General features: G+C 38.3%; 9 protein-coding genes and 2 pseudogenes. All 11 read left to right on the forward strand.

Annotated features, from left to right (window positions below):
* The first annotated feature begins 8 nt into the window (after positions 1-8).
* The 11 genes and pseudogenes from ACOWPH_RS24000 to ACOWPH_RS24050 all read left to right on the forward strand — a co-directional run bounded on the left by ACOWPH_RS24000 (position 9) and on the right by ACOWPH_RS24050 (position 16,033).
* Positions 9-377 (forward strand): 2Fe-2S iron-sulfur cluster-binding protein, encoded by a 369-nt coding sequence (locus ACOWPH_RS24000; RefSeq protein ID WP_015212624.1) that lies wholly within the window; start codon positions 9-11, stop codon positions 375-377.
* Positions 367-972 carry a thermonuclease family protein gene (locus ACOWPH_RS24005; protein ID WP_015212625.1) on the forward strand — a complete coding sequence of 202 codons (606 nt, stop codon included), beginning with the start codon at positions 367-369 and terminating at the stop codon, positions 970-972. Before ACOWPH_RS24000 ends, ACOWPH_RS24005 begins: the two co-directional genes overlap by 11 nt.
* Before the next feature lie 117 nt (positions 973-1,089).
* Complete coding sequence (locus tag ACOWPH_RS24010; RefSeq protein WP_042465585.1) at positions 1,090-1,899, forward strand: inositol monophosphatase family protein; 810 nt, start codon at positions 1,090-1,092, stop codon at positions 1,897-1,899.
* 89 nt (positions 1,900-1,988) lie between these two features.
* Positions 1,989-2,927: a J domain-containing protein gene (locus ACOWPH_RS24015; RefSeq protein ID WP_015212627.1), complete on the forward strand. Its 939-nt coding sequence runs from the start codon at positions 1,989-1,991 to the stop codon at positions 2,925-2,927.
* Positions 2,927-4,139: pseudogene (locus ACOWPH_RS24020) on the forward strand (ATP phosphoribosyltransferase regulatory subunit). The gene ACOWPH_RS24015 and the pseudogene ACOWPH_RS24020 overlap by 1 nt, the downstream one beginning before the upstream one ends.
* A 176-nt stretch (positions 4,140-4,315) precedes the next feature.
* Entirely contained in the window at positions 4,316-4,543 is a 228-nt protein-coding gene (locus ACOWPH_RS24025) for an indolepyruvate ferredoxin oxidoreductase subunit alpha (protein WP_015212629.1), read from the forward strand.
* Between the two features lie 112 nt (positions 4,544-4,655).
* Positions 4,656-5,384, forward strand: coding sequence for an ABC transporter ATP-binding protein (locus ACOWPH_RS24030; RefSeq protein ID WP_042465587.1), 729 nt, complete (start codon positions 4,656-4,658; stop codon positions 5,382-5,384).
* Positions 5,385-5,456: 72 nt separating this feature from the next.
* Positions 5,457-7,760 (forward strand): TOMM precursor leader peptide-binding protein, encoded by a 2,304-nt coding sequence (locus ACOWPH_RS24035; protein WP_015212631.1) that lies wholly within the window; start codon positions 5,457-5,459, stop codon positions 7,758-7,760.
* A gap of 888 nt (positions 7,761-8,648) precedes the next feature.
* Positions 8,649-9,734: an amidohydrolase family protein gene (locus ACOWPH_RS24040; RefSeq protein ID WP_015212632.1), complete on the forward strand. Its 1,086-nt coding sequence runs from the start codon at positions 8,649-8,651 to the stop codon at positions 9,732-9,734.
* A 25-nt stretch (positions 9,735-9,759) separates the two neighbouring features.
* Positions 9,760-10,842, forward strand: coding sequence for a hypothetical protein (locus ACOWPH_RS24045; RefSeq protein WP_015212633.1), 1,083 nt, complete (start codon positions 9,760-9,762; stop codon positions 10,840-10,842).
* 138 nt (positions 10,843-10,980) lie between these two features.
* Positions 10,981-16,033, forward strand: a pseudogene (locus ACOWPH_RS24050) (AAA family ATPase).
* Positions 16,034-16,456 lie beyond the last annotated feature (423 nt).

The following is a 16,456-nucleotide window of genomic DNA, read 5'->3' on the forward strand; positions in this document are numbered from 1 at the left end:
AAAACAAAATGGTTCAGACGCATACAATTAGAGTTCACGATCGCGCTACCGGCACATCATACAGCTTGCAAGTTCCAGAAGACCGCTATATTCTGCACACAGCCGAACACCAAGGAGTAGAACTACCATTTTCTTGCCGCAATGGTGCTTGCACAACTTGCGCTGTCAGAGTTATCTCAGGAGACATTTACCAACCAGAAGCCATTGGACTATCTCCCGATTTACGCCGTAAGGGTTACGCTTTGCTGTGTGTGAGTTATGCCCGTTCCGACTTGGAAGTAGAAACACAAGACGAAGATGAAGTCTATGAACTCCAGTTTGGGCGCTTTTTTGGTAAAGGTAAAGTTAAAGCAGGTTTACCTTTAGATGAAGACTAGTACAAGGCAGAAAACAGGGTGCAGATATTTAAATGTGGAAATAGGGGCTTTAGAGAGGCTGCTGAGGGTCTTGAGTCGAAAAATAGGTTTTATCCTCTGTTTGCTACTTTTAGTAGGTTGTCAAGCTAAAAATCAGCCAACCAACATTCCCTCAGAGGTAAAAGTAGCGCGGGTTGTTAGTGGACAAACCTTAGAAGTGCTAGGTATGGCCGAACAACCCAATTTAATCTCCCAAGTGCGCTTAATTGGTTTAGACGCACCAGATTTAGGCCAGCGTCCTTGGGGGGATGATGCTAAAGAACTTTTAAACAGCTTGCTTGGTGATGCAGAAAAATCTATCAAGTTAGAGTTTGACTTAGAAGCCAAAGATAAATTTGACAGAACTTTGGTTTATGCGTGGAAAGATCAGGTTTTGTTAAATGAACAAGTACTCAAACAAGGGTATGCTCTATTTGTAGCGCGATCGCCCAATCACAAATACGACCAACGCCTAGAACGCGCCCAACAATGGGCTAGACTGATGGGACAAGGCATTTGGAACCCAGAAAAACCCATGCGTTTAACTCCCGGTGAATTTCGCCGTTTATATCGTTGAAACGGGTAACAGGGAACAGGGAACAGGGAACAGGTGGAGAATTATCCATAACCTCTTTCCAATGACCAATGACCAATGACCAATGACCAATGACCAATGACCAATGACCAATCACCAATGACCAACTTACAAATTTTTCTAGATATTGCTACCGAAGCAGCTTTAGCCGCTGGTGTAATTTTGCAAGATTTTTTAGGTAAAGTAGAAGACGCAATTACAGAAAAAGGACGACCTGGTGATTTAGTCACCGCAGCTGATAAAGCTTCAGAAAAAGTCATTTTAGAAATTTTGCGTCGTCACTTTCCTCAACATTCCATCCTTGCGGAAGAATCAGGAAAACTGGGAAATCAAGATAATGAATATCTTTGGGCGATTGATCCTTTAGATGGTACAACCAACTACGCCCATCAATATCCCTGTTTTGCAGTTTCCATTGGCTTATTTATTAATGGTGTACCGCAAATTGGTGTCATTTATGACCCTTTTCGTGATGAACTATTTCGGGCTGCTGCGGGTTTGGGTGCAACACGCAACCGTCGTCCTATCAAAGTTTCTCAAACTGCTGAATTGAATAAAAGTTTGTTAACAACAGGGTTCGCTTATGATCGCCGGGAAACTGCTGATAACAACTATGCAGAATTTTGTCATCTCACCCATCTTACCCAGGGAGTGAGGCGCGGCGGTTCGGCTGCTTTAGATTTGGCTTATGTTGCTTGTGGTCGTGTTGATGCTTACTGGGAAAGAGGTATTGCACCTTGGGATGTTGCCGCTGGAGTAATTTTATTACAAGAAGCTGGTGGCAAAGTCACAGCTTATGATGGAACCACTTTTAAAATCGAGTCGGGGAGAATTCTTGCTACCAATGGTTACATTCACAACAGTCTCAGTCAGGAACTCATGCAAGTCACTCCTCTCCCTGATAGGTGAGATAGAAAAACTGCTGACAACTGACCATTAAATATTACAAGCAGGGTAAACTATAGAAAATTGCTGCTTGGGTGCAACGCTTAAATATTATGTCGTTAAAAATAGATGGTGGACTATTTAAATATGATTTCATAGATCATCACGCAATTTTGTGTGTTCCGGTTGATGCAGATGCTAAAGAAGTTCGCAAACGTTATCTTAAAATTGCCCGTCGCTTGCACCCGGATAGTTCTGTTGTTACCAAAAGTGCTGATAAAGATATAGCAAATCAATTATTATCTAAGCTGGTTAATCCGGCTTACGAAAAACTTTCTGTAGAACGCAATCGCGCCGAATATAGTTTAATTTTGTCGCAAATAGGCAAGCGTTTAGCACAAGAGTCAACATCAATAGAACTCAGTACAGATATAGCTAAACAATTAGCGATCGCACCGAATATAGATTTATTGTACAAAAGTGAAGTTGCTAAACTGGCTGAAACTCAATTTGATGAGTTGCAACAAGTATCCCAATTTATTAGCCAAATTAGTGAATTGAACTTAGTTTATCTAATGCGGCGCGCAGGGCGGTTAATGAAAACCCCTCAATCTCTGCCAACTAATACCACAAGTAATACCAACACACCAGCATCACCACCACCACCACCACCAAAAGACGACTCACCGGTAGCACAATACCTCCGTCGCGCTCAAATTCTAATTGAAAAAAATCAATTTACCCAAGCCAAAGTAGAATTACAGGATGCCTTGAAGTTAGAGCCAAGAAATAGTCGTTGTCATAGCTTGATGGCAATCATCTATTTACAGCAAAATCAGCTAAAAATGGCAAAAATTCACTTTGAAAACGCATTGAGATTAAATCCCCAAGACAAAATTGCTTTGGAGTGGAAACCTAAGGTAGAGCAGGCTATGGGGATAAAATCTGGTACTGTTCAAGTGGATTCATCTCCAAATACAGGAGATAATCAACCAGATAATTCTGGAAATGGCGGTTTGTTTGGTGGTTTGTTTGGTGGGAAGAAAAAATAATGGTGTATCAACCAGCAGCGGGAGCTAGGGATTTATTGCCCTTAGATGTGGCTCAAAAACGCTGGATTGAAGATAGGTTACAACAGGTTTTTCACCGTTGGGGATATCACAGGATTATCACCTCAACTTTGGAACGAATGGATACCCTGATGGCTGGTGAAGCAATTCAGCGCCAAATGGTGATTCAATTGCAAAATGGACAAGATGAAGAATTGGGTTTACGTCCAGAACTCACAGCTTCGATTGCGCGGACAGTTGTCACTCGCATGGCAGATGCTACCTATCCCCAACGGCTGTATTACAATGCTAATGTATTTCGGCGTAACTGGGAAAAGCGACATAATCGCCAGCAAGAGTATTATCAAGCTGGGGTAGAGTTGCTAGGATCAGGTGGGTTGCTGGCAAATGCAGAAGTGCTGCTGTTGATAGGCAATTGTTTAGAAGCTTTGGATTTGCGGGGATGGCATTTAATCTTAGGTGAAGCGGGAATTACCAAATCGCTGCTTGATGCTTTTCCGACTCATCTGAGAAACAAAGTGCGGAGTGCGATCGCTCATCTTGACCGTGTAACTCTCGATACTTTGCACCCTTGGAGACGAACTGCATGAACGCGCTAAAATCATGCTCGATTTGCGCGGTAATAGTGCAGATGTCTTGCAAAAAGTCAGTAGTTTACATCTAGATGCAGACCAACAAGAGGCAGTAAATAACCTCAAATCCTTGGTAGAATTACTAGAATCAGAGGGTAAATTCCCCTTAATTCTCGACTTGAGCCTAATTCAAACTATTGACTATTACACAGGAATTGTGTTTGAAGTAGTCAGTGATACCGATGGGCAAGCTCAAGTTTTAGGGCGTGGTGGTCGTTATGATCAGTTGTTAGGGCTATATCATCCCCAAGGCGATAATATACCTGGAATTGGGTTTGAACTAAATATTGATGTTTTATACCAAGTTCTATCATCTACTCAGCAATTACCACAAAGTACCCCAGCTAGTAACTGGTTAGTAGTTCCAGAAAGCAAAAGTGCTGATGCTGCTGCCTTTGCCTATGCCCAAAAATTACGAGAATCTAGTGACTTAGTGCGAGTAGAAATGGATTTGGGGGGCAGGGATGCAGAGGCTATTCGTGAATATGCCAAAGAAAGAGCGATCGCACAAATTGCTTGGATTCAAGCCGATGGATCACCCAAAATTGAAGCAGTAAGTTAACAGATTTGTAAGGAGTCAGGAGTCAGGAGTCAGGAGAAAGAAGGAAGGAAGGATGAAGAATATTTTTCTCTTCTGTTTCCTGCTATATCAAACATTATGTATCCTGAATCCTTACACAGATTGACAAATTGTTACCCTAGAAACTGCTGATTGATTAAAGAGAGGGAATCGAGAAAATGCCACATACAATAGTGACTGACGTTTGTGAAGGCGTTGCTGACTGTGTAGCAGCTTGTCCTGTAGCTTGCATTCATGACGGCCCAGGTAAAAATGTCAAAGGCACCGATTGGTACTGGATTGACTTTGCAACCTGCATCGACTGTGGCATCTGTTTACAAGTTTGCCCAGTAGAAGGAGCAATTTTGGCAGAAGAAAGACCAGAATTGCAAAAAATAGTAGATTAGGTAATAGGTAATAGGTGATAGGTAATAGGTGATAGGAAAAAATTTACCTGTTCCCCGTTCCCTATTGCCAATTACGAATTACGAATTACGAATTACGAATTACGAATTACCTATGACAATTAATTATTTATTAGAAGTTGAAAATGTCCATGCTGGATATATTAAAGATGTAGATATCCTACAAGGTATAAATTTCCGTGTTGAAGCAGGAGAATTAGTTACAGTAATTGGTCCCAACGGTGCAGGTAAATCCACTTTAGCAAAAACAATTTTTGGACTTTTGACACCCCACACAGGCACAATTACCTTTAAAGGGGAAAATATTACAGGTTTGAAATCAAATCAAATCGTTGAAAGGGGGATGTGCTACGTTCCCCAAATAGCTAACGTTTTTCCTTCCTTGACGATTGAAGAAAATCTAGAAATGGGGGCGTTTGTACGGAATATTCCCCTGAAACCGCTGAAGGATAAAATATTTGCGATGTTCCCAAGATTAAGCGATCGCCGTCGTCAACGGGCTGGGACTCTCTCAGGAGGGGAAAGGCAGATGTTAGCAATGGGGAAAGCTTTAATGTTAGAACCCAGTTTACTGCTGTTAGATGAACCTTCTGCGGCTTTATCCCCCATCTTAGTAACACAAGTATTTGAGCAGATTAAACAAATTAACCAATCAGGTACAGCCATCGTCCTAGTAGAACAAAATGCTCGTAAAGCTTTAGAAATGGCAGATCGTGGTTGTGTATTAGAATCGGGACGGGATGCTATCACTGGGCCAGGATTGGAATTGTTACATGATCCCAAAGTAGGAGAATTGTATTTAGGTGCAGGTAAAGGACATTAAAACCCTCTGTTCATCAGTCTGATAAATTCAACTTGATTAAATAACTTAACTAAATTAATACAAATCCAGAAGATGATTAATAAACCCCATCTTAAGCCTTGTTATGCTGTTGAAACTATAGAACCAGACCAGCTATTTCTCTTATCTGAAAGAGAGACAGTCTGTTTGAGCGATCGCCTTTCTTATCGCATAGCTTCATTACTACAAGAACGCGATTATAGCGTTGATGAAATCCTTGATATCATCCAACTAGAACTACTACCAGAACAAAAAAATACTCAAGAAACTAGTGACTTTTTTCAAAGTATTCTCAATCTCAGTATCAAAACCCAATATGCCCTATTCCAAATGGAACAAAAAGGCTATTTAGTGGAACAAGATGACTCACTTCCCTCTCACTTAGCTATCTTCTGTCATCATCTCAATATTACTCCCATAGTTGCTGCACAAAGACTACAATCAGCAAAAGTGGCAGTTAAAACCTTTGGTTCTTTTCCTAGCGAAGACTTCATAAACATTCTGAAATCTCTGCATATTCAAGTAGCTGATGCTGGAGATTTCACAGTCGTATTGACTGACGACTACTTACACCCTCAGCTAAAAGCATTTAATCAACAAGCCTTAAATTCTCAATCACCTTGGATGCTAGTCAATCCTTTAGGAACAACCCTCTGGATAGGGCCAATATTTAATCACCACACTACTGGGTGTTGGGAATGTCTAGCCCAAAGATTAAGGGATAATAGACCAGTTGCCAACTTTATCCAAAAACATAAACAGATTTCCCTATCTCCTCCGCTAGGATTCCTAGCTTCTACAATGCAAACAGCCTTAGGAATGGCAGCAACAGAAGTTTTTAAATGGATTATCCAAGGTGGAAATCAACAATTAGAAGGGACTTTATTAACCTATGATACCCTAACTCTCCAAACCCAAAAGCATATCTTCGTTAAGCGTCCTCAATGTTCTGATTGTGGAGAAATAGCCAATGAACAAAACAACCAACCCCTACCCATTGTTTTAGGACACCGGCAGAAAAACTTTACTCAAGATGGAGGACATCGTTATTGTTCACCACAAGAAACTTTCAGAAAATATCAACATCATATTAGTCCTATTACAGGGGTTGTTCGAGAACTGCAAAAGATACCAGGTCATGGGTTAAACCATACATACATAGCAAAGCATCATTTTCTTAGCGTCTTTGATGATGTAGACAGCTTACGGCAAAATATTGGCGGTAGAAGTGCAGGAAAAGGTAGAACTGATATTCAAGCCAGGGTGAGCGGTTTCTGCGAAGCTATTGAAAGGTATTCTGGGGTATTTCAGGGAGATGAGATCAGACACAAAGGCAGTTACCAACAAATGGGAGAAAAAGCTATTCATCCTAATACCTGTATGAATTTCAGCCAACAGCAATATCAAAATCGGGAACAATTGAATACCAAAAGTAAAGGTTGGTTTCAAAAAGTCCCTGAACCCTTTGATATAGAAAAAGAAATCGACTGGACACCAGTTTGGTCTTTAACCCATCAAGAGTTTAAATATCTGCCAACAGCTTATTGCTATTATGGCTATTCTCAATCTCATAAACCTGACTGTTGGGCAGACTCTAATGGATGTGCGGCAGGTAATACACTCGAAGAGGCTATTCTCCAAGGATTTATGGAATTAGTTGAGCGTGATTGTGTAGCGTTGTGGTGGTATAATTATCTACAAAAACCTCAAGTAGATTTAGATAGTTTCAATCAGCCTTATTTCCAAGAACTGAAGACATATTATCAAGCCATTAACAGAGAATTGTGGGTTTTAGATATTACTAGTGACCTTAATATTCCCGCTTTTGCTGCTATTAGTCGCCGCACAGATCAAGAAATAGAAGATATTATTTTAGGGTATGGAACCCATTTTGACCCTCAGATTGCCATTAGTCGAGCTTTAACTGAAGTTAACCAAATACTACCTAACGTTTTATCTGCTCAAGCGGATGGCACTACCCAATATCCTCCATCTGCTGATCCTCTGGCAATAGAATGGTGGAAATCTGCGACTGTAGCAAATCAACCTTATCTGCTTCCAGATGATCAGAGTATCCCGAAAATGTTTGCAGATTATCCCCAAGTAGCCAGTGATGATCTTCTCGAAGATATTAGGCTTTGTCAACAAATCGTTGAAAGAAATGGTCTGGAAATGCTAGTTCTAGATCAGACTCGTGCCGATATTGGGCTGAGAGTAGCTAAGGTAATTGTGCCAGGAATGCGACATATGTGGAAACGCTTAGGTACAGGACGGTTATATGAAATTCCAATTAAAATGGGTTGGTTGAAAGAGTCTTTGACAGAAGACCAATTGAACCCCTATCCGATGTGGATGTAGTCAGGAGTTCGGAGTCAGGAGGCAGGGGTACAACTTGCTTGGTGTCTAGGTTTCAATTTTGATTCTGTATCTCATTAGACCTCGACCGAATTTAAATATGCGTACCCTAGAACCATTGTAGAGACGTTCCATGGAACGTCTCTACATTCTTTTTCGGAGATGTCTCTTAATCTGCAATCTGCTGTAGCTGGAGTTTGATATACTGCAAACGGTTAAAAACTGGACTTATGTTATACTGTATCCCTAACGGGAGCGTAGCCATACGTAACGTAGTGCAGCGTATCCCTTCGGGACACTTTGTGAACGCGGAGCGTCTCGTAGAGAAGTATCTCGGAGATTCTAGAACCTATGGCTCCCGTAAGGGATACACTTTGTATAGCTAACACCACGCTGCGCTATCAGAATGACACTTTTAACCCGTTTTTAGTAGATCAGAAAAAACCAGAAAGCTAGAAATTGCAAGCTTTTGGGATTTGCCATACCTGAATTGAACTGAATTTAACTGAAGTACAAAAGTCCTGATTTTAACTCAACTCTTGAGGTGAGAAACCAAAGATACTGTATCAAGTCCGGATTTGACTTCTGAGCTAACTGGTGGGTATTAGTCCTGAAGTTTGTTCATATTTCATTTAGGATTGCTGTACTAGTACTAGGACAGAATTAATTACATACTGATTTTTTTGCAAATTCTTTATCACTCAAAGATTGTAGATTTAGCTCCTATGTAATTAATTTTGTCCACTTACTTTTATCTATATTAAATTTTGACGATCATATTTACGTGTTATTCCGTAGAGAGGTTGGAAAGTTAGCAAGATAAATAATGTTTGCTCCAAATTTCAACCAGAATAATTTATACTGATAGCTATCTGTAATTTCCCAGGTTTTATGCTGTACGGATATAAAATTATTGATGCTGATTCCCATGTGATTGAGCCTTCGCAGATATGGTCTAAGTATCTAGCCCCGGAATTTAAGCGTTTTGCACCCTCAGCAGATATGAAAATTCTAGGGGAAGATATTGTGGAAAAGATATCCCCGCAAATGCGAGAAATGGGTAATCAGCAGATGATAGAGGCTCATCCCCATGCTTATTTTCATCGCTACGATGCAGAATCTCACCTCCAAGCGATGGTGCAAATGGGGGTTGATATAGCATTCATTTATCCAACTTATGGACTGTGGCTCTTTGGCATTGATACTATGCCCGCTGAAGTTGTGGGAGCATTTACCCATGCTTACAATACGTGGTTATATGAAGAATTTTGCAGCTATGCTCCAGATAGATTAAAAGGGGTAGGAGCTATAAATCTTCATGATCCAGAGCAAATGGTATCAGAGTTATATCGCATAACCGATTTTGGCTGGAAGGCTGTAGTTTTACGTCCTAATCCGGTCAAAGGTCGAATTTTGAGCGATCGCACTTATGAGCCATTTTGGACAGCCTGCGAAGAGTTAGACATTGCAGTAGCAATACATGAAGGAACCCATAGCCGCTTACCAACCACAGGCACAGATCGGTTTAATACTCGTTTTGCCCTCCACGCTTGTTCCCACCCCATGGAACAGATGATGGCCTTGTTGGCCTTAATTGAAGGAGGAGTATTAGAACGTCACCCTCAGCTAAGGGTAGGCTTTCTAGAATCTGGTTGTGGTTGGCTTCCTTATTGGCTCTGGCGCATGGACGAAGAGTATGATAATTTACATTGGGAGGTCAAAGATCATGTCAAAATGAAGCCATCAGAGTACTTCCGTCGTCAGTGCTTTGTAGGTATTGAACCATCTGAACCTTATTTACCTCAAATTATTGAATATATCGGTTCTGATAACTTAATCTTCGGCTCTGATTACCCTCACATGGATCATAAACCGAACATTGTGAACACAGTTATAGAGCTTGAGACACAGTTATCTCCAGAAACAATACAAAAGATTGTTTGGGATAATCCCAGCCGTTTTTACAGTTTGGCTTGAACATTAAAAAGGATGCACTATTATCATGAATGAACAAGAATTAGCCTCTCATCCTTCTATGCCTTTAGTAGGATACGGAATGGATACCATGCGTCCAGGACAGTCGCATGATCCTGACACATATTATCAAATTCTCTTAGTTACTCCCCCTAAAGAAAAAACACCCGCAAAATATATAGACACAACAATAGTAGCTAAAACTAAGGAAGAGTTTGAGAAATATTTGCTTGATCAAGCAAGTAAAGAAAAGCTACAACCTTATTACGAAGATCGAAATATTTCTGGTGATTCTATAGGCTCTTATTTACCGTCACCTGGAGTAGTTTTATCAGACGGTTTTGTAGATGAGTTATTCTCAAACAGTGTTTCACGAAATCAAATCATTAGTGAAGCCAATAATTTTTACGACTCAATCAGAAATTTACTTCAAAGTCGTAAAATATCCCAGCTAATTTCTACAACATGGCACTTTTATTTAGAGGCAAAAAAAACACAAACCGATTGGGATAATTTTGTAAAGGGTGAATGGGATAAAATTGATGTTAAAATGTTGGATGCACTCATAGCCAGAGAGATTTTCTTTGTTAATCAAAGCAATTCTTCATCAGAGCTAGACCCCAATAATCTTGATATCTATTATCCACTACGGAGTTCATCTGAAGCTTGTCAAAACCCAAGATTCATGATTTTGCCCAATAGTAATGCGTGGCAGGGAATTGCTTTAAGTCTTTTGATGGCAGGACAAGCATATCGTCAGATTGGAGAGGGTGAAAACGTATCCTATCACCAAATTTCTCAACCCATTTTAAGTACTGGTGAAATAGTTAATAGGTACGGAATGGAAGTAGAATGGCATGGCTATGAAGGCAAAATCAAAGAATTGAGTATGAATCCAGGAGGTTCTTCTACTGCTTTTCAAGTAGTTGTTCCTTATCCTCCCATCCCTTCCGAAATCAACCTACCTCCCGAACACATTCAAAAATGGGCTGAAGCTGACGATGAAGGAGAAGACTTTCCATTTTATTCCAAAACAGAAGATGGGACATATTCAATATATGTAAACTATGTTACGCCGCCATATCCCTATCTACCCCTAACTTCTAGTTAGAATAATTGGGAACAAATAAAAGTCAATATTAAGATGTTATTGCAGGACTAATATCACTTTATTTCTTGCAATAACAATCTGAATATTATGCTTTAAATTGATTTAGTTTAAAAATATAAAAATAAGTAAGTTTTAAATATGGACGATATTATAAATTACCAAATTACAGAAAAAATATATGAAAGCACTAATTCGTTTGTTTATCGAGGTGTTCTCAAGCCAGATAACCAAGCAATTATTCTGAAAATTCTTAAGGAAAACTATCCCACTCCTTCAGAATTAACTAGATATAAACAAGAATATACAATTACTCGTTCCTTAAATTCAAATGGAATTATCAAAGCTTATGGATTAAAGCGATACAAGAATAGTTTAATTATGCTCTTAGAGGACTTTGGTGGTCAATCTTTAAACCTGTTCAAGTCTCAAGTTCAGTTTAGCTTAGAACAATTTCTCACTATTGCTATTCAAATTACTGAGAGTTTATCAGCTATTCATACTGCTAATATTATCCATAAAGACATTAACCCAGCTAATATTGTTTATAACGAAAAAACTGGACAACTAAAAATTATTGACTTCGGTATTTCTACCCGGTTATCTCAAGAAAATCAAACGGTTAGCAACATTAATCAATTAGAAGGAACATTAGCTTATATTTCTCCAGAACAAAGCGGTAGAATGAACCGAGGTATAGATTACCGTAGTGATTTTTATTCTCTAGGGGTTACTTTATATGAACTGTTAACACATCAACTCCCCTTTGAAACGAATGACCCAATAGAATTAGTCCATTGTCATATCGCACAACACCCAAAAAGACCAGATGAACTAATTGCTTCAATTCCTTTAACATTAACTAATCTCATCATCAAATTGTTAGCCAAAACCCCAGAGGAAAGATATCAAAGTGCTTGGGGAATTAAAGCAGATTTAGAAACCTGTCTTCAGCAATTAAAGACTACAGGAAAAATTGCTCAATTTTCTTTAGGTAGTCAAGATATTGCTGATAAGTTTCATATTCCTCAAAAACTCTATGGTCGAGAGCAAGAAATTACGCAACTATTAGCTACTTTTGAGCGAGTTAGCCAAGGTAATACTGAAATAATTCTCGTTTCTGGTTATTCAGGCATTGGTAAATCTGCCTTAGTCAATGAAATCCATAAACCCATTACACAGCAAAGGGGATACTTTATCAATGGCAAATTTGACCAGTTACAGAGAGATATTCCTTACGCAGCGATAACCCAAGCTTTCCAAGGGTTAATCCGTCAACTATTGAGTGAACCGGAAATAACTCTACAAATTTGGAAAGAGAAAATATTAAAAGCTTTAGGAAATAATGGTCAAATAATTATTGATGTAATTCCAGACTTGGAAAAAATTATCGGTAAACAGTCACCTGTTGAGCAAATAGGAGCAACTGAATCACAAAATCGGTTTAACTTATTCTTTGCCAGATTTATTCATATTTTCAGTCAAAAAGAACATCCTTTAGCTATCTTTCTTGATGACTTACAATGGGCAGATTTACCATCTTTGAATTTAATTGAGAAATTAATTACCAATGCTGATAGCCCATATTTATTGATTATCGGGGCATATCGAGATAATGAAGTCAGTCCTACCCATCCTTTAATACAAACATTAGAGCAAATTAGAAAAGTTGAAGTGACAGTTAATCAAATCATTCTTCAACCTTTGGGAATTAGTGATGTTAAACAATTAATGGCTGATACCCTAAATTGTTCCAGAGAAGAGGTACAATCTTTAGCAGAGTTAGTAACTAAGAAAACTGCTGGTAATTCTTTCTTTATTACTCAATTATTACAAATATTATACCAAGAAAAATTATTAGTATTTACTATCACTCAATTTTCCCTTAATCAAAGAGAAAATAATAGAGGTTTTTGGCATTGGGATATTGAGCAAATACAACGAGTAGGAATAACTGATAATGTAGTTGATTTAATGGTCAGAAAGATTGAAAAACTAGATGAAAATACACAAAATATTTTAAAATTAGCTGCTTGTATAGGAAATGAATTTAACTTAGAAATTTTGTCAATTGTTAATAAAAAATCCCCGATTGTCACCGCTCAAGAACTACAACCAGCACTTCAAGAAGGCTTAATCATTCCCTTAAATAATAACTATAAACTACCTCTGTTATGGAATCAGGAAGAAATATCAAGTAATACTTCAGAAAGTTCCTTAGCTCTCCTCCCCCAGTCTACTGCATCAATTCCCTATAAATTTTTACATGACCGAGTTCAACAAGCGGCTTATAGTCTCATTTTAGAAGCCGAGAAAAAGTCTGTTCATTTGCAAATAGGCCATCTGTTGTGGAAAAATGCTCAAGCAAATGAATTAGACGAAAATATTTTTAATATTGTCAATCAACTTAATGAAGGAGCAGAATTAATTACTAAACAATTAGAAAAAGATGAGTTAGCTAAATTAAATCTTCAAGCAGGTAAAAAATCTAAGGTATCTACCGCTTATGCACCGGCTCTTAAATATGTAGAATCGGGATTAAAACTCTTGGCATCTAATAGCTGGGATGAGCAGTATAACTTGACTTTTGAATTTTATGTGGAAATATTAGAACTACTTTGCTTAAACATTAAATTTGCCCAATTTGAAGAACTTGCTGAACAGGTGATCAAACAAGCAAAATCAATTTTAGATAAATCTAAGGTCAATCAGTTAAAAATACTATACTATAACACAACATTTAAACCTGATAAAGCAATAGATACTGCTCTGCAAACATTAGGGGAATTTGGGATAAATATCTTGCCAGAACCAAGCAAGATAGAAGATAAAATTTCCCAACAACAAGAATTGATAAAGTTATTTTTGCACGACAAAGGAATTGAGAATATTGAGGATTTAACTAACTTACCTGTAATGAGCGACCAGTTGCAAATTGCAGCTACAGTCATACTACAACAGATTATTGTTACTGCAAGCACAACTAACTTTCCATTATCAGTAGAAGTAATATTAACTCAGGTAAATCTCTACCTGAAATATGGACATCCTCCTGAAGCCGCTTGCACCTATACAGTTTATGGAATGTTTTTATCCATTCAAGGGGATATTAATAATGGAGACAAGTTTGGTAAACTGGCTCTCAAGTTACTAGAAAAATTTAATCTTCCTAGATTAAGGCGCTAAGAAATATGAATTTATCCATGAAGAAGCTTTAGCTTATGAACGAGCAGCAGAATTTTATCTGCAACTAGGTAGAGAAGAAATTGGGCAGTTATATCTGAAAAATGCACACCATTGTTATACACATTGGGGAGCTAAAGCCAAAGTCAAACAATTAGAAGATGAATATCCACAATATTTTATAGGAACTATAAACAAAGAGAAGGCTAAAAACCTAAGTCCCACTATTTCTACTAGTGGTAATGATGGAACATTTCTCGATTTAAAAACTGTTATTAAAGCCTCTCAAGTCCTAGCAGGGGAAATTGTTCTGGGTAAGTTGCTGGCAAAGTTAATGAAAATTGTGATTGAGAATGCTGGCGCTCAAAAAGGCTTTCTGCTTCTATATTCTGATGATCACTGGGTGATTGAAGCTGTGGGATCAATAGATTCTGATGACGTTACCATACTAGAATCCATCCCAGTAAAATCACTAGATGCTTCTTCCCAGACTCCGCTTCTCTCAACGGCTATCATCAACTATGTTGCTCGCACCCAGGAAAATGTAGTTCTCAATGATGCCGCTAATGAGGGACAATTTACCCGTGATTCTTATATTATCGCTACTCTACCGAAATCAATTCTCTGCACTCCCTTACTCAATCAAAGGAAATTGAGCGGTATTTTATATTTAGAAAATAATCTCACAACGGGAGCATTTACACCAGAGCGAGTTGAAGTTTTAAATATTCTTTCTAGTCAAGCTGCTATCTCAATTGAAAATTCTCGCCTCTACACAACCTTAGAGCAAAAAGTAGAAGAACGTACTCAAGAACTATCACAAACTCTAGATATTCTGAAAGCTACTCAAGCTAAATTAGAATTTGAAAATGCCCTATTAAAAAGTGACGAAGAAGCTTCAAGTTATAATTATCAAGTTGGCGGTAGTTTGCCAATTGATGCTCCTACTTATGTAGTGCGTTCTGCTGATCGTTATCTCTATAAAGCATTAAGAAATGGAGAATTTTGTTATATTCTCAATACCCGACAAATGGGTAAATCAAGTTTGATGGTGCGGATGATGCACTATTTACAACAAGAAGGTTTTTGCTGTGCTGCCATTGATATGACTCGAATTGGTAGTGAAAACATTACCCCAGATCAATGGTACAAAGGATTAGCTGTAGAGTTATGGCAGGGTTTTGACCTGTTCGGAAAGGTAAATTTAAAAGCTTGGTGGCAAGAAAATATTGAACTTTCTCCTGTGCAGAGATTGAGTAGATTTTTTGAAGAAGTTTTGTTAAGTGAAGTTAGATTATCAGATGGTACTCCTGCACCGAAAATAGTTATCTTTTTAGATGAAATTGATTGTATTTTAAGTTTAGATTTTTCAGTTAATGACTTCTTTGCTTTAGTTCGCTCTTGCTATAATCAGCGAGGTATTAATCCAGAGTATAAGCGATTGTGCTTTGTTTTATTGGGAGTTGCTACTCCTAGCGATTTAATTACAGATTATCGCCGAACGCCTTTTAATATTGGTCAGGCTATTCAACTGCAAGGCTTCCAATTACATGAAGCTCAACCTCTATTACATGGGTTCTCAGACAAGGTTAGCAACCCGCAAGCAGTACTTAGAGAAGTATTGTTCTGGACTAACGGCCAGCCTTTTTTAACTCAAAAGATTTGTCAGATGGTTCGCAATTCCTCATCTTCCATATCTGAAAAAACTGAAAAAGCCTGGATTGAGAATTTAATCCGTACCAGTATTATAGACGACTGGGAAACTCAAGACGAACCAGAGCATTTAAGGACAATTCGCGATCGCATCCTCAAAGGTGAACAACCAGCTACTTCAATGCTAGAATTCTATCGACAAGTTTTAGAAAATGGCAATGTGAAAGCAGCGGATAGTCCAATTGAGCGAGAATTGATATTATCAGGGTTATTAGTTAAAGAAGAGAGTTGTTTAAAAATCCATAACCGGATTTATGAAGTTGTTTTTGATAATAGTTGGATTTTACAAAATATATGATAGAGCTTTGTGATTTAAACAGGCTGCTTTTGAAATAGATTAGATAGATTTAACTTAGTTTGTAAATATATAGCAATTCCCAAGCTCATGAAATACACCCCACCCGCGCTGTCGCGCACCCTGCCCTTACCAAGGGGAGGGGTAATTTTGTATCTAACTAGAGTGGGAAAGGCTATATTAGCAGTCTGTTGAAGCGTTACTCATCCCTTTCCTTCCATGAGTAGTAGGGTGGAAATTTGCACTGTCCAAAAATTCAAGCTATTCACAAAAATCTTATTAATAAGATTTATTTCTATCTTAAGCAGTATTGACAAAATTGAGTTTGTTTAATTTTTCAACTAAAATATTAGCCATATTTTGCATCATACATGATATTCTCTAAGAGCAAGGGCGCGGTAATGAATAATCAAACTTTGCAAATGA

This window comes from Anabaena sp. PCC 7938, assembly GCF_049315035.1.
GTDB classification, from domain to species: Bacteria; Cyanobacteriota; Cyanobacteriia; order Cyanobacteriales; family Nostocaceae; genus Anabaena; species Anabaena cylindrica.

Bases quoted from the DNA above. Each gene is read 5' to 3' on its own strand.
- ACOWPH_RS24025 (WP_015212629.1), top strand. From the start codon at position 4,316: ATGCCACATACAATAGTGACTGACGTTTGTGAAGGCGTTGCTGACTGT.
- ACOWPH_RS24030 (WP_042465587.1), top strand. From the start codon at position 4,656: ATGACAATTAATTATTTATTAGAAGTTGAAAATGTCCATGCTGGATAT.
- ACOWPH_RS24005 (WP_015212625.1), top strand. From the start codon at position 367: ATGAAGACTAGTACAAGGCAGAAAACAGGGTGCAGATATTTAAATGTG.
- ACOWPH_RS24045 (WP_015212633.1), top strand. From the start codon at position 9,760: ATGAATGAACAAGAATTAGCCTCTCATCCTTCTATGCCTTTAGTAGGA.
- ACOWPH_RS24000 (WP_015212624.1), top strand. From the start codon at position 9: ATGGTTCAGACGCATACAATTAGAGTTCACGATCGCGCTACCGGCACA.
- ACOWPH_RS24040 (WP_015212632.1), top strand. From the start codon at position 8,649: ATGCTGTACGGATATAAAATTATTGATGCTGATTCCCATGTGATTGAG.
- ACOWPH_RS24010 (WP_042465585.1), top strand. From the start codon at position 1,090: ATGACCAACTTACAAATTTTTCTAGATATTGCTACCGAAGCAGCTTTA.
- ACOWPH_RS24015 (WP_015212627.1), top strand. From the start codon at position 1,989: ATGTCGTTAAAAATAGATGGTGGACTATTTAAATATGATTTCATAGAT.
- ACOWPH_RS24035 (WP_015212631.1), top strand. From the start codon at position 5,457: ATGATTAATAAACCCCATCTTAAGCCTTGTTATGCTGTTGAAACTATA.